The following is a 22,173-nucleotide window of genomic DNA, read 5'->3' as shown; positions in this document are numbered from 1 at the left end:
CCACCCGAATACAGAGAGAGGTTCCCCTTATGCGCGCACGCCGCCTGGGCGATGTCCACGTCAGCGCGATCGGCCTCGGCGCCATGCCGCTGTCCGTCGAAGGCAGGCCCGACGAGGACGCGGCCATCACCACGATCCACGCGGCCCTCGACGCCGGAGTCACCCTCATCGACACCGCCGACTCCTACCACTGGCACGCGGGCGAAACGGGCCACAACGAGTCGCTCGTCGCCCGCGCCCTGACCCGCTACGGCGGCGACACCGGACCGGTCCTGGTCGCCACCAAGGGCGGGCGCGGCAGGCCCGGCGACGGTTCATGGACCGTGACCGGCACACCCGAACACCTCAAGAACGCCTGTGACGCCTCACGCCGGCGCCTCGGCGTCGACACGCTCGGCCTCTACCAGCTCCACAAGCCCGACCCGCGGGTCCCGTGGGCCGAGTCCGTCGGTGCCCTCGCCGAACTCCTCGACGCGGGCAAGATCCGCGCGGCCGGCATCTCCAACGTCGACACCGAGCAGATCCGAGAGGCCCACGCCGTACTCGGCGGCCGTCTGACCTCCGTACAGAACCGCTTTTCCCCGGCGGTCCGCGACAGCGCCCCCGAACTGAGGCTGTGCGAGGAACTCGGGGTGGCGTTCCTGCCGTGGAGCCCGCTCGGAGGCATCTCCAGAAGCGTTCTGGAAGGCCCTGTGGCGGACGACCGACGTGCCGGCGGGACGGCGTACGAGCCGTTCCACGAGGTCGCCCGCGAACACGGCGTGAGCCCGCAACGCGTCTGCCTCGCCTGGCTGCTGGCCCTGTCCCCGGCCGTCGTCCCCATCCCGGGCGCGCGCCGCGCGGCATCCATCCGCGACTCCGCGGCCGCCGCCGACCTCGTCCTCAGCACCGAGCAGATCGCCCGCCTCGGGGACGCCTTCGGAACGCGGGGCCGCGCTGCGCATAGCTGAATACACGTCATCTCCGGCCACCGCGAAGGGGGTTGGCCGCTGATGTTTCTCCAACCATTCGACAAGGACGACGCACTCCGCTGTCCGAGGGAAGAAGGTCCCGCCATGAATCCTGCGGGACGCCGTGCCCTTTCGACGGCGAGATGATTGCGCAAACCGCCGGGAGGCGGCCAAGGTGCCTCCGCTCGCCCGAAGTGATGGCCCGCCCACGGTTTCCTGCTCGCAGAGGAAACCGGGAATGCCCCGTCCGATTGCTGACGACGGGTGAAGCTGTATCGCGGACGCGGCCCGCCCTTTGGCGGAACTGATAATTCCGATTCCGTTTTGTCGTGGACCACGGTGTAATCGCGATGCTCGTGTCAGGGCAAATCCCTTTCGGAATAAGCGCGTTGCGGCGGCTGAGCCAATCACAACGGCGCGGTGGGCGATATGTCATTGAGTGCGCCGCTCACCATGCACAATCCGTGTGTCCACCATCACATTGCGCGAACTGGTCCGGCTGCTAGTTTGATTGCGACTTCCGGGCGACTGAGGGGGCGCGTAAACCGTTGTCACGAAGTTCTTGTTGCCGTAACAATTGCGTACCGTGCACCTGATTTGCTGGAGCAGGTCAGCCGGCCCGGAATGAGGAACCGCACGGGTAATGCCGGGCATGCCTGTGCGTGCTCATATCCACGGCGTGTCCGTACCTCGCATGCGGCTGCTTTCCGCCCGCCACCGCGGTCTCCGGAGGAGCAGGCGCTTGTGACGCCCGTGTTCCGACATCACGACATCACTCACCAACACCCCACCATCACACCGACGTCCGGGCGATCCCCGGTCGCGTCGGCACGCGCTCCTACGGCGTGTGACGGGAAAGGTACTTCCGTATGACCACGGCGACTTCGCCGCACCATCCGCACCACCCTTTGCTGGAGGACCTCTTAACGGAGCAGATCGAACGCCACCCCGACGCCCTCGCCGTGGTCGACGGTGACACCCGGCTGACCTACCGCGAGATCCACCGCCGCGCGGGCAGGCTGGCGGCCGGGCTCATCGCCCGGGGAGTCGGTCGGGAGACGCTGGTGGCCATGGCCTTCCCGAGGTCGGCCGAGGCGATCGTCTGCACCCTGGCCATCGTGCTGGCCGGTGGCGCCTATCTGCCCCTGAACCCGGATTTCCCGCGTGAGCGGCTGGCTCACATGCTCGGTGACAGCGGTGCCTCCCTGCTGGTGTGCGATCCCGGCCTCGCGGAGGCGCTCGCCCCCGCGCTGCCCGCCGGGACGCATCTGATCACGCCCGAGGGCCTTGCCGCCGAGGGGTCCCGGGCCGGCGTGGCACCCCCGGCCGGCCCCGCACCCGTGCCCGAGGGACGATCACCGCTGGCCTACGTCATGTTCACTTCGGGCTCCACCGGACGGCCCAAAGGTGTGATGGTGGAGCAGGCCGGGATCGTCCGGCTGGTGAAGGACAACGGTTTCTTTCGTTTCTCCGAGCGGGAACGCCTGCTGCTGACCGGCGCCCTGGAGTTCGACGCGGCGACCTTCGAGATCTGGGGCTGTCTGCTCAACGGCGCGACGCTGTATGTGACGGACAAGGAGACGTTGCTCGTCCCGCCGGCGCTGAAGAAGGTCCTGCACGACAACGCCATCACCGTGATGTGGATGACAGCCCCGCTGTTCAGCCAGACCGTCGACGCCGACCCCGATGTCTTCGCGCGTCTGGGTGCCGTGGTGGTCGGCGGTGACGTGCTGTCGGCCCGCCATGTGCGCACCCTCCTGGCGGCCCACCCCACCCTGCGGGTGATCAATGGCTACGGTCCGACGGAGAACACCACGTTCACCACCGCCCACGAGGTCCGCTCCGAGGAGCCGGGTGCGGTCCCGATCGGCCGCCCGATCACGGGCACGACCGTCCTGGTCCTCGATGAGCGGCGCCGCCCGTTGCCCGTCGGCGCCACGGGCGAGCTGTACACGGGCGGCAGCGGCCTGGCCCGTGGCTACCTGGGCAACCCCGAGCTGACGAAGGAACGTTTCGTCATGATCGGGGGAGAGCGGTACTACCGCACCGGTGACCGCGTCAGCCTGGACGGGGAAGGACTGTTGCACTTCCACGGCCGGGTCGACGACCAGGTCAAGATCCGCGGCCATCGGGTCGAGGTCAAGGAAGTCGAAGCGGTCCTGATGACCTGCCCCGGCGTTCTCGACGCCTGTGTGGTCGTCGCCTCCGACGAGGCGGGCAGGCACCTCCGCGGCTATGTCGTGCTCGGCGAGGGCACCGCGGCCGGTGACGTCCGCGCCGCGCTCGCCCGGCGGCTGCCGGAATACCTGCGGCCCGAGAGTCTCCTCGTGCTGGACCGGCTGCCGCTCAACGCCAATGGGAAGGTCGACAAGGCGGCGCTGCCGGCCCCCGCTCCGGCCGGCCCGCCCGCCGGCACCCCGGACCGGTCCGGCCTCACCGCGGACCAGCGGGACCTCGCCGAACTCTGGGACGCCGTACTGCGCCTGAACGGCCGCGACCTGGGCCCCGACGACGACTTCCTCGCCCTCGGCGGCAACTCCCTGGCCGTCGGCGCGCTGATCGGACGGCTGGCCGTACGCGACGGAGTGCGGCTCTCCTTCTCCGAGGTGTTCGAGCACCGCACCCTGGCGCGGATGACGGACGCCGTGCGCCGGGCCGCCCGGACGGCACCCGTCACCAGCGTCGCGCCGGTCGACCCCGTGCCGGTCGGCGTCCCGTCGGCCTTGCACCCCCAGCAGCACGGACTCCACACCCACGCCCAGGTCGCCGCGGCGTCGGTCGCATACAACATCCCCCTCCGGCTGGACGTCCACGGCCCGCTGAACGCCACGGCGGTCCGCGGCGCCCTGGCCGAGCTGGTGCGCCGCCATGACGCCCTGCGCATCCGCTTCGTCACCACCGCCCAGGGCGTGCGGCAGGAACCGGTGCCCGTCCACGACGCGTCGGTGCCGCTGACCGAGTCGGACGTCTCCGTCCACGGCGACGACCGGGCCGTACTGGAGGCGTTCGTACGACCCTTCGACCTGGGGCGCACCCCCCTGATGCGCGCGCTGCTCGTCCGCGTCGACGACACCCACCACCGTCTGTACCTGGACATCCACCACATCGTCTTCGACGGGGTGTCCTTGCGCGTCGTCGCCGAGGAGCTGACCGAACTGCTCTCCGGCGTACCGGTGCCCGAACCCAAGTGGGGTTACACCGACGCCTCGCAGTGGTTCGCCGACCGGCTCGCGGACGGTTCCTTCGAGGCGGACGAACGCTACTGGCTGAGCACGCTGGCGGATCCGCCCCGCCTCGATCTGCCCACGGATCACCCCCGCCCGGCCGTGCGCGCGGACACGGGTGCCGTGTTGCGCCTCGCGCTCACACCGGAGCGGACCGCCGCGGTCGGGCGTATCGCGGACCGGGCGGGCACCACGCCGTTCGTCGTGTTCCTGAGCGCGTACAGCGCAGCTCTGATGCGGTTGTCCGGGCAGCACGACATCGTCGTCGGCAGCCCCATGAGCGGCCGGGTCCACCCCGACTTCGAGTCGGTCGTGGGCATGTTCGTCAACACCGCGGCCCTGCGGCTGACGGTCGCGGAACCGGCCACCCTCGCCGACCTGCTGGCCGCCACGCACCGGCGGCACCAGGAAGCCCTCCAACACCAGAGCTACCCCTTCGAGCGGGTCGTCGAACGGCTGGGACTGCCCCGGGACCCCTCCCGGCTCCCCCTGCTGGACGCCTTCTTCGCCCTGCAGAACATCGACTTCCACACCTTCGACCGTGACGGTCTGAGGGTGGACGTGAACCTCCTGCACGCGGGGTCCTGCCGTTTCGACCTGAACCTGCAGGCGTACCAGCGGCCCGACGGCATGCTGCTCGAACTCGAATACAGCACGGCCCTGTTCGCCGCATCCTCGGCGGAATATCTGCTCAACCGTGTGGTGGAGCTGGTCGACGACCTCGACGCCTCCCCGCACACCCTCTTGTTCGGCCCTTCGGCGTCCCAGGACGCGGTCACCCCCGCTTACGCCGATTTCTCTTTCTAGAAGGACCCATGATCAGCGCACTGCAGGCCCAGCAGGCACTCCGCAACCACCCGACCCAACACCAGTACTGGGACGCCCGCCGACAGGCGTGGACCGAGCCGGTCCAGGTCATCCGTGACCATCTGCGCCCGGACGCCGGTGGCCATCAGGTGTGCGGCACCGACCTCGACGCGACCACCATGGCCGCGCTCACCCGCATCACCTCGGGCGACCCGGTGCTCCTGCGTACCGTCGCCGCCACCGTGCTGGCGCTGCTCGCGGCCCGGGTCACCGACCGCGACGACGTCGTGGTCTTCCTGCCCGCCCCGCCGCAGGCCTTCGGCTCCGTCAACCGGGCGATCCCCGTCGAGGTGGCCGTTTCCTCCGGTGCCCAGGCCAAGCAGCTCCTCGGCGCGGTCCGCGCGGGTTACCTCCAGGCGGCGGCCCACCTCGACGTCCCCGTGTGGTCCGTCCTGGACCCCGCCGACTGCCGGCCGACCGACTTCATGGTCGCCGTCGACGGCGACCTCGGCCCCCAGGACGCGGACCGCGCCGGCACACCGCTGATGTTCTCGCTCACCACCGGGCCCACCGCCCGCCTCGGGCTGCGGTACGACCCGACGCTGTTCACGGACGCCACCGCGCACCGGCTCCTGGGCGCCTACCGCGATCTGCTGAACACCGTCACCACCGACCCGGCCACGACGGCGGACGCCTTGCGCGCCCCCAGCGCTGCCGAACGTGCGCTGATCACGAGCGGGTTCAACGACACCGACGCCGAATTCCCCGACGGGCGGCTGCTGCACTCCTTCCTGGAGGAGCGGGCACGCGAACACGGCGACCGCATCGCGGTCGTCGACGGCGAGGGCACGACCTACGCCCGGCTCAACGCGGACGCCAACCGGCTCGCCCGCACCCTCCGCGAGCGCGGTGTGACCGCCGGAAGCATCGTGGGCGTCTGCGTACCCCGGTCCGCCGAGATGCTCACCGCCATCTACGCCGTGCTCAAGGCCGGCGGCGCCTACCTGCCGATCGACCCGACCCTGCCCGGCAACCGCATCGAGTACCTCCTCGACCACAGCGGCACCGAGCTGGTGCTCGCCACCGCCCGGACCGCGCCCGTCCTCGGCTCCCGCACGACGCTCGCCCTGGACGACCCCGGCAGCTGGGCCGACGAGGACACCGACCTCGAACCCGTCACCGGCCCCGACGACGCGTGCTACGTCATCTACACCTCGGGTTCCACCGGCCGCCCCAAGGGCGTGGTCGTCGAGCACCGCGCCATCGTCAACCGGCTGTGGTGGATGCAGCGCGGCTACCCGCTCGGCGCGGACGACGTCATCCTGCACAAGACGCCCTTCACCTTCGACGTGTCGGTGTGGGAGATCTTCTGGTGGTCCCTGGCGGGCGCCTCGGTCGCCACGCTGCCCAACGGGGCCGAGAAGGACCCCGAGCGCATCGCCCGGCGAGTGGCGGACAGCGGCGCCACCACCATGCACTTCGTCCCCAGCATGCTGCACGCCTTCCTCACCTACACCCAGGCCTCCGGCACGGCCGGCAGACTGGGCTCGCTGCGCCGGGTGTTCGCCAGCGGCGAGGCACTGGCCGCGAGCCACACCGAGGTCTTCACCGCGACCCTGCCGAACGCGCTGCTCGTCAACCTCTACGGGCCCACCGAGGCGGCCGTGGACGTCAGCTACTTCGACTGCGACGCCGTGGACTCCACCCGCTCCGTACCCATCGGCCGCCCCATCGACAACATCAAGCTGATCGTGCGGACCCGTAACGGCGACCTCGCCCCCATCGGGGTGCCGGGTGAACTGTGCATCGCGGGCGTCGGCCTGGCCCGCGGCTACCTGCACGCCCCGGAGCTCACCGCCGAGCGGTTCGTGACCGGCCCCGAGGGCTTCGGCCGCGTCTACCGCACCGGAGACCTGGCCCGCTGGCTGCCCGGCGGCGTCCTCGAGTACCTCGGCCGCCTCGACACCCAGGTGAAGATCCGCGGCTACCGCATCGAACTGGGCGAGATCGAGCACCTCGCGAGCGGCTGCACCGGCGTCGTCGAATGCGCCGTGGCCGCCGTGGCCGGCGACCGCGGCGAGAAGGCACTGTGCGCCTACGTGGTGGCCGGCCCGGACTTCGACGAGTCGGCGCTGCGCGCCGCGCTGGCCGCCGAGCTGCCCTCGTACATGGTCCCCCAGTTCGTCGTCACCGTCCCCGCCATCCCTACCAACCACAATGGCAAGCGTGACGTGTCCGCGTTGCCCCGGCCGCGGCAGCAGGACGACGCGCAGGAGCACATCGAGCCCGCCACCGACGTCGAGCGCCTGCTCGCCGCCGTGTGGAAGGACGCCCTCGGCGTGCGACGGGTCGGCGCCCGCGACAGCTTCTTCTCCCTCGGCGGCGACTCCATCATCGGCATCCGCGTCGTGGCCGCACTGCGCCAGGCCGGATACGAGATCACCGTCGGTGACGTCTTCGCCCACCAGCGCCTGAGCGACCTGGCGGCCGTGGTACGCCCGGCCGAGAACCCGGCGGCCGCGGAACCCACGGCGGACGACGCCCGGTCCTGGCCCGCCTCCGCCCTCCAGCAGGGCATGATCTACCACAGCAGCGTCGAGACCGACGTGCCCGTGTACCACGACATCTTCCGCTACCACGTGGACGTCCCCCGCGCGGACCCCGACGCCCTGATCGCGGCCTGGCGGCAGCTGACCGAGCGACACCCCGTACTGCGGTCACGGTTCGACCTCACCTCCTTCGAACAGCCCCACATGGTCGTCGAGGACGCCCCGCCGCTGCCCGTGGAGGTCGTCGACCTGCGCGACGAGCGCGATCCCGCCGCAGCCGTCGCGGACTGGGCCGAGCGGGAGAAGCGCACCCCCATCGACCCGGCCACCGCCCCCGCCTACCGCCTGCGGATCTTCGTCACCGGCCCGCAGCGCGTCGTGCTCGGCCTGAGCTTCCACCACGCCATCCTCGACGGCTGGAGCGTGGCCACCCTGGTCGAGGAGTGGGTCCGCGCCTACGGCGACCGGCTCCACGGCCGGGCCCCCGCCGCCGCCTCCGTCGTGCCGCTGCAGAAGCTCTACGCCGACCTGGAAAGCCGCGCCGAGGAGGACCCGCGGCAGCGGGAGTTCTGGGCGGCGGAGCTGGACGGCGCCCAGATCGCCGAGGTGCCCCGGCTCGGCAGCGGCGCCCGCGCCCACGCGACGGCCGCCGAGGTCGTCGTGAGCAGCCGCGAGCTGGCCCCGGAACTGCTGGAGACCTTGCGCCGCCGGGCCCAGGAGTGGTCCGTACCCCTCAAGAGCGTCTTCCTCGCCGCGCACCTGCGCGTACAGTCCCTGATCACCAATCAGCGCGACATGACCACCGGACTCGTCACCAACGGCCGGCCCGAGGTGGACGGCGCCGAGCACGCGCTCGGCATGTTCCTCAACACCCTGCCGTTCCGGCTGGAACTGGACACCGAGCAGAGCTGGCAACGGCTCGCCGAGCGCTGCTTCGAGCTGGAACAGCGGCTCCAGCCCCACCGCTGGTACCCGCTGCCCGCCATCCAGAAGCTGCACGGCGGCCCGGCCTTCGACGTGCTCTTCAACTTCACCAACTTCCACGTCCACCAGCGGGACGGCGCCCGGCGGAACGAACCGGCCGTCGACGCGGTGGAGTACTTCGAGCAGACCAACGCGCCCCTCGTCGTCTACGTGGGCTCCGACGCCTACGCCGGCGGCTGGGAGTACCGCATCGGCTACGACCCCGGCCAGTTCACCGCAGACCAGATCGACCGTTACCTCGGCTACTACCTCGCCTGCTTCCGGGCGCTCGCCGACGCCGGCGAACAGCGCTGGGCGGACACCGACCTGCTGTCGGCCGACGAGCGCGCCGAACTGCTGCCCGCCGTCACCCGCCCCGTCGCGGCCGACCTCGAAGGCAGCCGCACCCTCGTCGACCGCTTCGAGGCCATGGCCCACAAACACGGCGACGCCACCGCCGTCTCCTGCGACGGCCGACGACTGACCTACCGCGAGCTCGACCGCCGCGCCAACGCCCTGGCCCACCACCTCGCCGCCGACGGCGTCCGTCCCGGTGACCTCGTCGCCCTCGCCCTGGAGCGCGAGCCGGAGATGGTCGTCAGCATCCTCGCCACCCTCAAGGCCGGCGCCGTCTATGTGCCGATCGACCCCGGGTACCCCGAGGACCGCATCCGCACGACCGTCGAGGACGCCGACGTCCGGCTGGTCATCGCCACGGCCGAGGTGTGCGCCCTCTTCCCGGAACGCGCCACCCTGACCGCCACCACGGCGGCGCTCGACGCCATCGTCGGCGACGGCGCCGACCACGGCCCCGACCACCGCCTGACCGCGGACTCCCCGGCGTACGTCATCTACACCTCCGGCTCCACCGGCAGGCCCAAGGGCGTACTGGTGACCCACGGCAACGTGCTGCGCCTGTTCGGCCGCACGGAGCACTGGTTCGGCTTCAGCGACCAGGACACCTGGACCCTCTTCCACTCCTTCGCGTTCGACTTCTCCGTGTGGGAGCTGTGGGGCGCGCTGCTGTACGGCGGCCACCTCGTCGTCGTCCCGTACTGGGTCAGCCGCTCCGTCGAGGACTTCGCGGACCTGGTCGTCGCCGAACGCGTCACCGTGCTCAACCAGACGCCGTCCGCCTTCGGCCAGATCAAGCAGGCACTGATGGACCGCACGGGCCCCGACGACGTCTCCCTGCGCCACATCGTCTTCGGTGGCGAGGCGCTGGACTTCGCGTCCCCGGCCGACTGGTTCGACCACTTCGGCGACGAGCGCGGCCCGCGACTGGTCAACATGTACGGCATCACCGAGACGACCGTGCATGTCACCTACCGCCCGGTGCGTGCCGCCGACACGGGTGCGCCGGGCAGCATGATCGGCGAGCCCATCCCGGACCTCGGCCTCTACCTCCTCGACGACCTCGGCCGCCCGGTGCCGCTCGGAACCCCCGGCGAGATCACGGTCACCGGCGGCGGTGTCGCCCTGGGCTACCTCAACCGGCCCGAGGAGAACGCCAAGCGGTTCGTCGACCTCGAACTGGGCCACGGCACCACCCGGGCCTACCGCTCCGGAGACCTGGCCCGCCGCCTGCCCGGCGGCGAAGTGGAGTACCTCGGCCGGGGCGACGCCCAGGTCAAGATCCAGGGCTACCGCATCGAGACGGGCGACATCGAGGCCGCCCTGGCCGCACACCCGCAGGTCGACTCCGCGCTCGTCCTCGCCTTCACCCGGCGCAACGGCGGCAAGGCACTGGCCGGCTACTACGTACCCCGGCCCGGTGAGCGCATCGACGGCACGCTCCTGCGCGCCCACCTCGCCGACCGGCTGCCCGGCTACATGGTGCCCAGCTTCCTCCTGGAGGTGGAACGCTGGCCCCTGACGATCAACGGCAAGACGGACCGCCGGGCCTTGCCCCACCCCGAGGACCGGACGGGCGGCGCCGGCCGCGAGCACACCGCGCCGCGCGACGCCACCGAGGCCCGGCTGGCCGCGATCTGGCAGGACGTGCTGGGCGTCGAGCGGGTCGGTATCGACGACCCCTACTACGACCTGGGCGGTGACTCGCTCCAGGGCATCCGGCTCGTGGGCGCGCTGCGCCGCGACGGCTTCGACGTGCCCTTGCACGAACTGTTCCGGGTGCAGACCATCCGCGCCCTGACCGACCAGAGGCTGGTGGCCACCGCCGAGGACCGCACGACGGCGGCCGGCGAGCCGTTCGACCTGCTGGAGCGCGAGGACCGTGCGCTGCTGCCGGCGGACGTGGTGGACGCCTACCCCGCCACCCAGCTGCAGCTCGGCATGATCTTCCACACCGACGTCGACCCCGCGCAGGCGGTCTTCCACGACCTCATCCGCTACCGCGTCGACCTGCCCCTCGACCAGGAGGTGCTGACCGGGCTGCTCACCGACCTGGTGGACGCGGACGGCCATGAGATCCTCCGGACCTCCTTCGCACTGGGCGGCCACAGCAGGCCCCTGCAACGGGTCCACGCCCGGGGCCGGGTCGACCTCACGGTGCACGACCTCTCGCACCTCGGTGAAACGCAGCGGACCGCACGGGTCGACGAGTGGTTCGAGGCGGAGAAGAGCACCGGCTTCCAGTGGAGCGCCCCCACCCAGATGCGCTTCTTCGCCCACCGGGCCGGCGAGGACTCCTTCTACTTCTCGGTCAGCTTCCACCACGCGATCATCGACGGCTGGAGCTTCTCCGGCCTGATGGCCCGCCTGCTGGAGGACTACCGCCGGAGCCTGGCCGGCGAGCCGCGCACCCGGCCGGCCCCGGCCCCGCTGGCCTACCGTGACTACGTACGGCTCGAGTTGGAGGCGCAGCAGGACTCCGCGGCCCGCGACTACTGGACCGGTCTGCTGGAGGGCGCCGCGTACACCAAGCTGCCCCGGCTGCCCGAGCCCGGGAGCCGCTGGGCGGAGGCGGAGCTGCTGCTGGAGGAGGAGCGCTACGACCGCCTGGCGCAGATCGCGGCGCGCCACCGGGTGTCGGTCAAGCACCTGTGCCTCGCCGCGCACGCGCGGGCCCTGTCGCTCATCACCCGCACCTCCGATGTGACCACCGGCGTCTTCGGCCACGGCCGCCCGGAACACCTCGACGCCGAGCGCATGGTGGGCCTCTTCCTGAACATCGTGCCCATGCGTGCCACGGCCGACGGCTCCTGGGACGAACTGATCGCCGCGGTCAACCGGGCCGATCACGAGCACCTGCCGTACCGCCGCTACTCCTACGCCTCCATCCAGGAGGCCATGGGCGGACGGCGACTGCTGGAGACGGCGTTCAACTTCGTCAACTTCACCGCCTACTCCGACCAGTTGGGAGACCGGGGCGGGCAGGTGATCGGCGATCTGAAGTGGTTCGAGCACGCGGACTTCGCCCTGCTCGTGACCTTCAACGCCGACCTGTTCACGCGCCGGATGCGGGTCACTTTCAACGCCGCCGCGCAGGTGCTCGGGCACGACGCCCTCGGCACGGTCCGCGAGATCTACCGGGCGGTCCTCGACGACCTCCTGGCGGAGAGCGGGGACGGCTCCGGCGCGGCCGAGCTGCTCGACCGGCTGCCTTCGGCGGACGACCGCGGGCCGGACGGTTACGACCGCGGCAATCCGTGCCTCCCGGCGACCGCCGCGGCGGTCGAGCGGATCGACACGGCGGCCCTGCGGGCCCTGGTGACCGGGATCCTCGCGGAGACCGCCGGCAGGGATGACAGGAGCAGGGCGGAGCTTCCGGGCGAGGGCGCGGCCGGGGTGCACCTCGACTCGCTGACCGCGCTGCGGATCGCCCACGCCGTCCGTGACCGTTTCGGTGTGCCCGTCTCCCTGCCGACGCTGCTCCACGGCGGCCTGGCCACCCTGGGGTTGTGAGATGCGCGCGATCTTCTCGACGATCCTGCTGAGTTCACTGGGCTCGACGGTCCTGTGGCTGCTGCTGGTCCCCAGCTTCTCGGCGCAGACACAGTCCGACGGGCTGGTGGGTCTGCTGGGCATGGAACGCCAGGTGCTCGGCGTGGTGGGTGCCCTGCTCGTCGGCGTCTGGGCCGACCGGGGCCTCATCGGCCGTAAATTCGCCCTGCTGCAAGGCGCGCAACTGGTACTGGCCGTGCTGTTCCTGGTGATGACGTGGTGGGGGACGGCCGGTCCGGAGTTCGTCCTGGTGTGGACGGCACTGCGGTTCGCCCTCGTCGGCGCGAGCTCGGTTCTGGCCTACCGGCTGCTCGCCGACGTCTCCGGATCCAACGCCCGCGGTGCGGTGCTGCAGATGGTGACCTCCCCGCAGGGAGCCATGGTGTTCGCCGCGGTCATCTGCGCGGCGGTGCCCGCCTGGACCTCGCACACCCTCGTCGTGGCGCTGCTCTTCGACATCGTCACGGCCGTGCTCGTCATCGCGCTGCTGATGGCCAGGCAGGAGGAGGGCGAGGGCGAGTTCGGCTTCGAGTGGCGCAACGTCCTCGGCCGCGGTGTCGACGCCGTGCGCAGCTACTGGCTGCCCGAGCTGTGGCCGTGGAACCTGATCCAGATCGTGTTCCTCGTGAGCCTGTCCGGAATGATGGTCTACGCCAGCGTGATCGCCGAAGCACAGGACCTGGTACCGACGGGGATGGCCTTCTCCGGGGCGTGGTTCTTCTACGGACTCGCCTTCTGGGTGACGGCTCCGCTGTTGCGCGACCACGAGCGGGCAGGGCGCTGGGCGCTGGTCTTCGCCGGGGTGCTGACCGCCTGCGGCGTGGCGGGCGTGCTGGCCGGGCACGGGGCCTTCCCCGTCCACATGGCTCTCTATGTGGTGCTGACCTTCGTCAACGCCTACTGGATCCACTTCACCAACGCACGGGTCCTCGAACCCGCCCCTGCCGCACGGATCGGCCAGATCAGGGCCAGTATGATCTTCTACCTCGGTCTGGTGTTCGGCGTCGGTGAGCAGCTCGTCGGCCTTCTCCTGGAGCTGAGGTCGGGCCTGCTGCTCCTGGGTCTGGCCCATGTGGCGGGCGGCATCCTGCTGGCCGGCTCCTTGCTCGTCATCCGCACACGTACCCGCCGCACGCTCGTGCCGGCCGGGTGAGAAGAGGAGTTATCCCATGTCTGCGCAGGACATCGTCGACGGCCAGCTCGCGGCCTACAACGCGGGCGACCTCGAGAAGTTCCTCAGCTACTACATCGACGACGTACCCGTCCACGCCTTCCCCTCGGGCGACATCCTCACCGACCGCTCGGGTCCGGCCTTCCGGGAGCGCTACGCCCGGCTCTTCGCCTCCAGCCCCGACCTGCACGCCGAACTCGTCTCCCGCGTCACGCAGGGCCGCATCGTCATCGACCAGGAGCGCGTGACCGGCTTCATGGGTGACGAGGTGCGTACCGCCGTGGCCATGTACGAGGTGGGCGAGGAACGCATCGAGCGCGTCTGGTTCGTCGTCTGACCCACCGGCCCGGACGACCGGCCGTATCGGCCCCGTGGCTCCCGCGATCGCGGGAGCCACGGGGCCGTTCGTATGCGGAGCGACCTTCGAATTTGCCTGAAGCCTTCAGGTGAATGCATGATGGTCTTCGTTGGGGAGTGGAACTTGAGCGGAGGGGCACCCACATGGCCCGAGCAGGACTGACCCCGGACACCCTGACCCGGTCCGGAGCCGAACTCGCCGACCGCATCGGCTTCGACCAGGTGACCCCTTCGGCCCTCGCCCGGCACGTCGGCGTCAAGGTCCAGAGCCTGTACGCGCACGTGGCGAACGCGCAGGATCTGAAGACCCGCATCTGCCTGCTCGCCCTGGAGGAGATGGCCGACCGGGCCGCCGACGCGGTGGCGGGGCGCTCCGGAAAGGACGCCCTGGCCGCGTTCGCCACCGTGTACCGCGACTACGCCCGCCGGCACCCGGGCCGCTACGAGGCCGCCCGTCACCCGCTCGACCCGCGGACCGCGGCCGCCAGTGCCGGGGTGCGGCACGCGCAGATGATGCGGGCCGTCCTGCGCGGCTACGACCTGCCCGAGCCCGAACAGACCCACGCGGTCCGTCTTCTCGGGTCCGTCTTCCACGGCTTCACCACCCTGGAGCTCGCCGGATCCTTCGCTCACAGCACCCCCGGCCCCGGTGAGTCCTGGGCCTGGACCATCGACTCCCTCGACCGCCTTCTCCGCACCTGGACCACCCCGTGATCACTACGCCCATCACCCCCGGCATGCTGCGCGGCGCCCTGGACACCGAGCGCACCGAGCGCGGCCTGCTTCCGCACCGCCTCCCCGAGCGGGCACGCCGGCAGATCCCCGACGGCCAGCTCGCCATGGCCGAAGCCCAACCCTCCGGCGTCCGCCTGGCCTTCCGTACAGAGGCCACCGTCGTCGAGCTGGAGACGCTGCCGACCAAACGCGCCTACCGAGGCATGCCCGCGCAGGCGGACGGCGTGTACGACCTGCTGGTGGACGGCCGCCTCACCTCGCAGGCAACGGCGAGCGGCGGCAAGCTCCTTCAGATCGACCTGTCCACCGGAGCCACCGAGCTCCACGAGGGTGAGCCCGGCACCGCACGCTTCACCACCCTGCCCCCGGGCATGAAGAACATCGAGATATGGCTGCCGCACACGGAGATCACCGAGCTGATCGCCCTGCGCACCGACGCCCCCGTCCAGCCTGCCCACGATGCCGGGCGGCGGGTGTGGCTGCACCACGGCAGCAGCATCAGTCACGGCTCCAACGCCACCCACCCCACCGGCACCTGGCCCGCCCTCGCCGCCCACCAGGCGGGTGTCGAACTGGTCAGCCTCGGCTTCGGCGGCAGCGCCCTCCTCGACCCCTTCACCGCCCGTACCATCCGTGACACCCCCGCGGATGTGATCAGCGCCAAGATCGGCATCAACCTCGTCAATGCCGACGCGATGCGCCTGCGCGCCTTCACCCCCGCCGTGCACGGCTTCCTCGACACCATCCGCGAGGGCCACCCCACCACTCCACTCCTGGTCGTCTCGCCCACCTGGTGCCCGGTCCAGGAAAACACCCCCGGCCCCCTCGCCCCGGACTTCTCCCGCGGCACGCTCACGTTCACGGCCACCGGCGACCCGGCCGACGTCGCCACCGGGCGCCTGACGCTGCGGGTCATCCGTGACGAGCTCGCCCGGATCGTCGAGGCGCGCTCCGCCGACGACGCGAACCTGCACTACCTCGACGGCCGCGACCTCTACGGAGAGAGCGACTACGCCGAGCTGCCCCTGCCCGACGAGATCCACCCCTGCCCCGCGGGACACCGGCGCATCGGCGAGAACTTCGCACGCCTCTCGTTCGGCGCCGGCGGCCCACTGGCTCGATGACCTCATGGTCGTCCACCGGCAGCCGTCGCACGGTCAACGCAACGCCGGGGGCGTCCAGTCGGCGTGGCGCAGAATGGCGCGGATGGTCACGCCCGACGGCGCCAGCCGCATCGCGGCGTTGCGCAGGGTGACGGCTGCCGGATGGGACAACTGCTGGCCCATACGGCCGGCCTGGCGGGCGGCGCGGGCGACGGCCTGACTGCGCGGGCGGCGTTCGGTGTCGTAGCGCGCCAGCGCCGCTTCGACGGTGGACTCGGTGGCGAGCGCGGCGGTCAGTGCGGCAGCGTCCTCCATCGCCTGGCAGGCACCCTGGCCGAGGTTGGGCGTCATCGCGTGGGCGGCGTCGCCGAGGAGGGCGACGCGGCCCACTGCATAGGCGGGCAGGGGGACGACCAGTTCCTTGATGTCATGGTGCAGTACGGCTTCGGGCCTGGTCGCCGCGAGCAACGCGGGAATCGGGGAGTGCCAGCCGCCGCACCGGCGGCGCACTTCCGCCAGGGGGTCGGGAAAGCGCACTCCCTCAGGGGCGTTGAGGACGGCGTGCCACTCCGCTCGGCCGTCCGCGAAGGCGATGTGGCCGAACTCGGCACCGCGGCCCCAGGTCAGCTCGAAGTCGGCGTCCAGGGCGAGGGGGCCCTCGGTGATGGCGCGTAACACAGTCGATCCGCTGTAGGCGGGGCCGGGATGGTCCGGGAACAGCTGGGCACGCAGCCGGCTGTTGACGCCGTCGGCGCCCACCACCAGATCCGCGTCGAGCTCGGCGTTCTCCAGACGCACCCGCGGCTGTTCCGGGTCGGAACGGTCGACGGACACCGCTTCCGCGCCGACCGACAGGGACTCGGGCGGTAGCGCGTCACGGAGCAGCCGGTGCAGCACGGCACGCGGAATGCCGACGATCGGTGTGCCGAGTGCGCGCTCCAATGCCGTGCCGTCCATCCGTGCCAGACGACGGCCGCGGGGAGTCCGCGTGGCCCCGGTGTACTGCGGGCGGGCAGCCGCGCGCACCGCGGCGCCGACGCCCAGGACGTCCAGCGCACGGATGCCGTTGGCGTGCAGGGAGATGCCAGCGCCCGCGTCGTCGAGGACCCGGGCGCGTTCCAGGACTGTCACCTCCCAGCCGATGAGGCGCAGGCCGATCGCTGTGGCCAGTCCGCCGATGCCTCCGCCGACCACCACTGCCTTGTTGCCCATACCGAGCACCTCCCGTGCCTGCGGCCGTTCCTTCTACAGATGTAGAAGGAGGTTAGTGCACGGGCTCTACAGGTGTAGAAAGGGGGGTGTGACCACAGACCGACGTACCGTGCTTGCCGATGCGGCCATCCATGTTCTCGCCGGAGAAGGGATGCGCGGGCTGACGCACCGCGCCGTGGACCGGGCCGCCGGTATGCCGCCGGGCACCACATCCGCTTACTACCGCACGCGTCAGGCGCTGCTCGCGGGGCTGGTACGGCGCCTTGTCGACCGTGACCAAGGCGAACTGCAGGCACTCGGAGAGGCGCAGCCGAGGCCTCGAAACGCTGGTGAACTGGTGGCCGGGATCGCCGCGTTCGCCGAGACGCGTCTGACGGGCGACGGGCGTGAGCGGTCGCTCGCGCGGTACGCCTGTGCTGTGGAGAGCGCGCGTCATCCGGAACTGCGGGAGATTCTCGTGCCGCGGGAGAACGCCGCGCGCGATGCCGTGCGTGACTTCCTGGCCGCTCAAGGCGTCAAGGACGCGGAGGGACGGACCCTCACCCTGCTGGCCTGCGTGGACGGTCTCGTCTTCGACCGGCTGGTCGGCGGAGGGTGCGTACCGGTGGAGGAGATCCAGGGGCTCGTCGAGGCCGCTCTGCGGTAGAGGCGAGAGGGGAGCGGGAGCCCGGAAGCGCGACCGTCGCCGCGCGGGGTTCTGCTGCCGGAGTGCAACAGACCGGAGCGCAGCAGAGTGACGCAGGTCGCAGTGCGCCCATGTCACATCCCGCCGAGCTGCCTCGTCGAACGTGTGTAACCGTCGGACAAGGCATTGGAGCGCATCATGGAAGCACGCCTGAACCCCTTCACCAACCCGGTCCTGGGCAAGGTCTTCAAGCACATCATCGCCGCGGGCAAGGTGCTCGATGACTCGACCTTGCCGGCGTCGACGCAGGAGCTGGTCAAGCTCCGCGCGAGCCAGATCAACGGCTGCGGCTTCTGCACCGACATGCACTTCAAGGACGCCGTGCACGCCGGAGAGTCCGCGGAGCGCCTCAATCTGGTCGCGGCCTGGCGGGAGGCCACGGTGTTCACCGAGGCCGAGCGGGCGGCGCTGGAGCTGACGGAGGAGGCCACCCGCATCGCCGATGCGGCCGGCGGCGTCCCGGACGCGGTCTGGGCGAACGCCGCTCAGTTTTACGACGAGGACCAGCTCGGCGCCCTGGTGGGTGTCATCACCGTCATCAACGCCTTCAACCGCGGGAACGTCATGCTCCAGATGCCCGCCGGCGACTACCAGCCCGGCCAGTTCGGATGACCGAAGAGCCCTGTCCGAGGTGACCGGGTCCGCCTCCGCCGAGGCGAGGACCACCGTCGCAGCGCTCGCGCACGAGCGCTGCGACGGTCCCGCGCGGAGCGCGCCGGCCCGCTGCCTGACGGCTCTGGCCTAGCGGCGTTCGCTCACCGAAGCGCGCGCATGGGGCCGAGTGGCCAACGCGATCCCGGCCAACACGGTCGTGCAGGCCACCGATGCCGCTGCCGTTACCCGAACCCCCTGCGGCACGTCGTCTACTGCTTTACGCTCTCCGTCTTCCATGACGCATACGGTGCGCAGGGTGAGGAACTGGACGTCATACCCCACCGCCCCCTTCAACTGAGCCCGGCACGGGTGGTTGTAGGGGAACGGAGCCGAGTCCGCCCCGCCGTCCTGTGCCACGGCCACGGTCGACATCAGATTGATGGCCCCCAACGAGTAGGAGGCAGTAGTCGTGGCTGCGCAGGCAAAGGCTGCGGCAACGACCACACGGCGCCATCCGACCCAGCGTCTGTTCCCCGGCAAAGCAACTTTGAGCGATCGGAGCAGGAAGAACATGACCAACACGATGGCGGCGAGGAATGCCACCGGTATGAGGAATATCATGACAGCCTTCTCTCCTGAGCTCGGCTGCTCACGGGCATCCGGCCTGCATCCATCCGAACCTGACGTCAATTATGCTGTGGATCAGTGGAGTTAAGGTACCGCAGAGGCCTCGGACAGACGCGCCGCCAATCCCGGCAGAGGTATCCGGTCACAGCACTAAATGATCGCAATGAAGCGCCGGGCTATACGTGCCGCTGCCGCCAGGCCTTGCCCTGACCGGCGGTTCCGGCTCCGTCCGGTCGATGAAGTTCGGCGAGAGGCAACCGTCTCCGGCGACAAGACCGGCACCATCGGGGTGACCGTCGTCCGCGTGGAGAAGGACAGAAACGCCGATCTCTCCGGGCTCGAGGACCCGTCGAAGTACTCGGACGAGACGCCGTACTACCTCCACTACAAACTCACGAAGACCGCCGAGGGAAAGAGCGACGACGAGTCCGCCCACTTCGAGGCGCCCCAGGGCGGGAACCGGCTGACGCACCTGATGGTCTTCACATCCTTCGACTCGACAGGCGATCCGGCCAATCCGCTGGTCACCCGCAGCTTCGACAGATGTAAGGGTGCCGATCACACCGAGTGGAAGGAGGTTGCCGAGGGGAAGTACGTCGAAGGCTGTGCGATCTTCCTCGCAGCCGAGGGAACCGGGGCCCCATCGACCCTGAAGTGGACGCGCCGCAGCAGGCTCTCGTGACCTGGGAGCGACCGTCCGGTAGTCGCCGCGACTGGCCCGCGCTTGCGGTCAAGGGGCCACCCGTGCGGGGCCGGTGAAGGCCGGTCAGTGCCCGGTGGCCTCGACCCCAGGGCCCAAGCGGAACCGGCCGGGAGTGGGTGCAGTCCCGCGCGATGGTGCCTGGCGCTTCGGCGGCCTCGATAGGCGTCTCGGCCAACTCGGCGGCGAGGCGGGCCCGGCGCGTGGCGCTCGACATCCGCTCAGCCTCAATAGCCCCTCCCGCCCCCAAGCGGCCGGACCCAGACCCGCATGGAACGGCTGCCGACCAAGGAGCCGCTGCACCGTGAAGAACCACATCACCAGCGTCTTCGGCAAGCTCGGCACCCGTGACGAGGCCCAGGCAGTGATCGCCACGTACGAGACGGGGCTGGTCAAGGTGGGCAGCGACCGGAGGTAGCTACGGCGGGTTGCCCGGCCGCCGAGCAGCTCGGCTCGCCGGAAGGTGCGCTGGTGAGGAGGAGTGTTCCGTTGTCCCGTTGGCTGGGGAATCTCGCGGAGTGGCGCCTTCGCAGCCGTCGCTGTTTCGTCAGCCGGTGAGGACGCCGCCGGAGGAGGGCACGGGGGTGACCTTGTCGGGGTCCGGGGCCACCGCCTCGACGGGCTTGCCGAAGTCCGCGAGGTTCATCGTCACGGTGACACTGACCGGGCCCATGGCACAGGAGAGCAGGGTGCGGGCCACCCGTCCGTTCCGGTCCACCCAGATATCCGCGAAGACGGGGATCTCACCGATCTGCTTCTTTCCGGCGGCCCACTGCGCCCGCATGTCCTGCGCCAGCCGGAGGGTGACCACGTTGTCCTCGAGGATGCCGCGGTAATGGACGGCGGGCATGCCGTTCACCTTCTCCTCGCCTACCTTCGAGACCTTGCGCATGCCGGCTGCCTGGCGCAGGACGTGCTCGGGGTCGTTCAGCGGTGCGCGAAGCAAGTAGTGGGCCTCGGCCTCGTCCCGGGCGGTCGAGCCCCAGGAGTCCCCGATCCCTAGGCCGTGTCCGCAAAGTCAGCTGGGGAGCCATAGTCGTAGGCAGGCGAGGGTGACCAGGGCGTTGTAGTGGTGGGCTCGTTTGTCGTAGCGGGTGGCGAGGGCCTTGTTCTGTTTGAGGCGGTTGAAGCAGCGTTCGACGACGTTGCGGCGCCGGTAGACGGCGTGGTCGAGGCGGCAGAGGCTTTCGCCGCGCCGTCGCCGTCCGCTGATCTGGTCGAGGCGTTCGGGAATGGTGCAGGCGATGCCGCGTTTCCGCAGGTAGGCGCGGATCTTGCGGGACGAGTAGCCCTTGTCTCCGACGACCCGGGCCGGTCGGGTGCGGGGCCGGCCGGCCCCGCACCGCGGGATGCTGATGCGGGCCATGGCCGGCTCGAACTGGGTACAGTCGTTGACGTTTCCGCCGGTGACCGTGAACGCGAGCGGCCGACCGTGGCCGTCGCAGGCGAGGTGGATTTTGGTGCTCAGTCCGCCGCGGGAGCGTCCGAGGGCTTCACCGGCCCAGGGCCCCCTTTTCGGGCCCCGGCGGCGTGCTGGTGGGCCCGCACGATCGTGGAGTCGACACACACGACCGACCAGTCGACCTCGCCGACCGCGTCCGAGTGCTGCTGGACACGGGCCAGGAGTCGGTCCCAGGTTCCATCGGCTGACCAGCGGCGGAACCGTTCGTAGACGGTCTTCCACGGCCCATACCGTTCCGGCAGGTCCCGCCAGGCCGCACGCCCCGGTGGACAGCTTCCAGAGAATCCCGTTGAGGACCTGCCGCCGGTCCCGCACCGGACGTCCCATCCGGGGCGGGGCCAGCAACGGCTCGATCACAGCCCAGGCCTGATCAGTGAGTTCATGACGACGCACCACGAACGGAGTAACGACCAACCGACTTTGCGGACACGCCCTAGCGGCGAACGTCGCCGCGCGCCTCCCGCCACATCGACCACAGCGTCGGTCCACCGCCGGGTACGTGGATCTCGCTCCGCACGGTGAATCCGAAGCGCTCGTAGAAGCCGATGTTGGCCTGCTTCGAGGATTCGAGGTGTGTCGGCAGTCCGGCCGCGTCCGCCTTGGCCAGGCCCGAACGCAGCAGGGCAGCACCGTGGCCGTGGCCCTGGGCCGCCGGGTCGGCGCCGAGCACCGCCAGGTACCAGTGCGGCTCCTGGGGAGCCGCCTTGCCGACCAGCTCCAGCATTTCTCCCAGCCGGGCAACGTGCTCGCCCAACAGCCCGTTGATGAGGGCCAGTGTCTCCTCGTCCGGGTGCTGCTCGGCGGTGCCGGGCGGTGTCCAGAACGCCGCTGCCGCGTCGGTGCGTTCACAGTGACCGAGTGGACCGTACTTGTGCGTGAGCATGACGTCGAACCACTGGGCGAGACGGCCCTCACGCCCCTCTTCGTCAGGGAAGAGCCACAGCATCATCGGGTCGTCCCCGAAGGCGCGGGCCAGGGTGTGCGTGATCTCAGGAGCGTCGCCGGTCTCGATCGGCTCGGGCGTGTTCGGTGATTGCATGCGGCCAACGTAGGTTCCACGGTCTCTCCGGCACATCGGTCGTTCTGCCGATGGCCCGGACCTCTTGGGGTACCCCGTCCGGCGTTGTC

General features: G+C 70.5%; 14 protein-coding genes and 1 pseudogene. 10 read left to right on the top strand and 5 right to left on the bottom strand.

Translation table 11 applies throughout. The features are described from left to right. The first annotated feature begins 29 nt into the window (after window positions 1–29). From AB8O64_RS05320 to AB8O64_RS05290, 7 genes are all read left to right on the top strand, one after another. A complete protein-coding gene (locus AB8O64_RS05320) occupies window positions 30–950 on the top strand; it encodes an aldo/keto reductase (RefSeq protein WP_370418108.1) in 921 nt (306 codons plus the stop codon). Between the two features lie 869 nt (window positions 951–1,819). Next, window positions 1,820–4,981 carry an amino acid adenylation domain-containing protein gene (locus AB8O64_RS05315; protein ID WP_370418107.1) on the top strand — a complete coding sequence of 1,054 codons (3,162 nt, stop codon included), beginning with the start codon at window positions 1,820–1,822 and terminating at the stop codon, window positions 4,979–4,981. Between the two features lie 8 nt (window positions 4,982–4,989). Beyond that, complete coding sequence (locus AB8O64_RS05310) at window positions 4,990–12,360, top strand: amino acid adenylation domain-containing protein (protein WP_370418106.1); 7,371 nt, start codon at window positions 4,990–4,992, stop codon at window positions 12,358–12,360. Between the two features lies 1 nt (window position 12,361). Further along, on the top strand, window positions 12,362–13,552 hold the full coding sequence (locus tag AB8O64_RS05305; RefSeq protein ID WP_370418105.1) for a hypothetical protein: 1,191 nt from the start codon (window positions 12,362–12,364) through the stop codon (window positions 13,550–13,552). A 16-nt stretch (window positions 13,553–13,568) separates the two neighbouring features. Then, entirely contained in the window at window positions 13,569–13,907 is a 339-nt protein-coding gene (locus AB8O64_RS05300; RefSeq protein WP_370418104.1) for a nuclear transport factor 2 family protein, read from the top strand. Between the two features lie 164 nt (window positions 13,908–14,071). Beyond that, window positions 14,072–14,641 carry a TetR/AcrR family transcriptional regulator gene (locus AB8O64_RS05295; RefSeq protein WP_370418103.1) on the top strand — a complete coding sequence of 190 codons (570 nt, stop codon included), beginning with the start codon at window positions 14,072–14,074 and terminating at the stop codon, window positions 14,639–14,641. Window positions 14,642–14,664: 23 nt separating this feature from the next. Then, window positions 14,665–15,786, top strand: a complete 1,122-nt coding sequence (locus AB8O64_RS05290) for a GDSL-type esterase/lipase family protein (protein ID WP_370423798.1) — start codon at window positions 14,665–14,667, stop codon at window positions 15,784–15,786. A 33-nt stretch (window positions 15,787–15,819) separates the two neighbouring features. On the opposite strand, the gene AB8O64_RS05285 is transcribed toward AB8O64_RS05290, so the two are convergent. Beyond that, a complete protein-coding gene (locus AB8O64_RS05285; RefSeq protein WP_370418102.1) occupies window positions 15,820–16,977 on the bottom strand; it encodes an FAD-dependent monooxygenase in 1,158 nt (385 codons plus the stop codon). Between the two features lie 88 nt (window positions 16,978–17,065). Here AB8O64_RS05285 and AB8O64_RS05280 point away from each other — a divergent pair, with 88 nt between their 5' ends. Both AB8O64_RS05280 and AB8O64_RS05275 read left to right on the top strand, forming a co-directional pair. Beyond that, the gene (locus AB8O64_RS05280) at window positions 17,066–17,623 is read left to right on the top strand and encodes a TetR/AcrR family transcriptional regulator (protein ID WP_370418101.1); all 558 of its coding nucleotides are present in this window, start codon (window positions 17,066–17,068) and stop codon (window positions 17,621–17,623) included. Between the two features lie 177 nt (window positions 17,624–17,800). After that, window positions 17,801–18,274 (top strand): carboxymuconolactone decarboxylase family protein, encoded by a 474-nt coding sequence (locus AB8O64_RS05275; RefSeq protein WP_370418100.1) that lies wholly within the window; start codon window positions 17,801–17,803, stop codon window positions 18,272–18,274. A gap of 129 nt (window positions 18,275–18,403) precedes the next feature. Here AB8O64_RS05275 and AB8O64_RS05270 read toward each other — a convergent pair whose 3' ends face one another. Then, window positions 18,404–18,877, bottom strand: a complete 474-nt coding sequence (locus AB8O64_RS05270; protein ID WP_370418099.1) for a hypothetical protein — start codon at window positions 18,875–18,877, stop codon at window positions 18,404–18,406. 160 nt (window positions 18,878–19,037) lie between these two features. Between AB8O64_RS05270 and AB8O64_RS05265 the strand changes: the two genes are divergently transcribed. Then, window positions 19,038–19,565, top strand: coding sequence for a hypothetical protein (locus AB8O64_RS05265; protein ID WP_370418098.1), 528 nt, complete (start codon window positions 19,038–19,040; stop codon window positions 19,563–19,565). Between the two features lie 565 nt (window positions 19,566–20,130). Here the strand turns inward: AB8O64_RS05265 and AB8O64_RS05260 are convergent. The 3 genes and pseudogenes from AB8O64_RS05260 to AB8O64_RS05250 form a co-directional block, all read right to left on the bottom strand. Next, a complete protein-coding gene (locus tag AB8O64_RS05260) occupies window positions 20,131–20,529 on the bottom strand; it encodes a hypothetical protein (protein ID WP_370418097.1) in 399 nt (132 codons plus the stop codon). A 72-nt stretch (window positions 20,530–20,601) separates the two neighbouring features. After that, window positions 20,602–21,438, bottom strand: a pseudogene (locus tag AB8O64_RS05255) (IS5 family transposase). A gap of 40 nt (window positions 21,439–21,478) precedes the next feature. Continuing rightward, the gene (locus tag AB8O64_RS05250) at window positions 21,479–22,084 is read right to left on the bottom strand and encodes a GNAT family N-acetyltransferase (RefSeq protein WP_370418096.1); all 606 of its coding nucleotides are present in this window, start codon (window positions 22,082–22,084) and stop codon (window positions 21,479–21,481) included. Window positions 22,085–22,173: the final 89 nt, after the last annotated feature.

This window comes from Streptomyces sp. QH1-20 (genome assembly GCF_041283565.1).
GTDB classification, from domain to species: Bacteria; Actinomycetota; Actinomycetes; order Streptomycetales; family Streptomycetaceae; genus Streptomyces; species Streptomyces syringius.
This window is presented reverse-complemented; position numbering and strand designations above follow the sequence as displayed.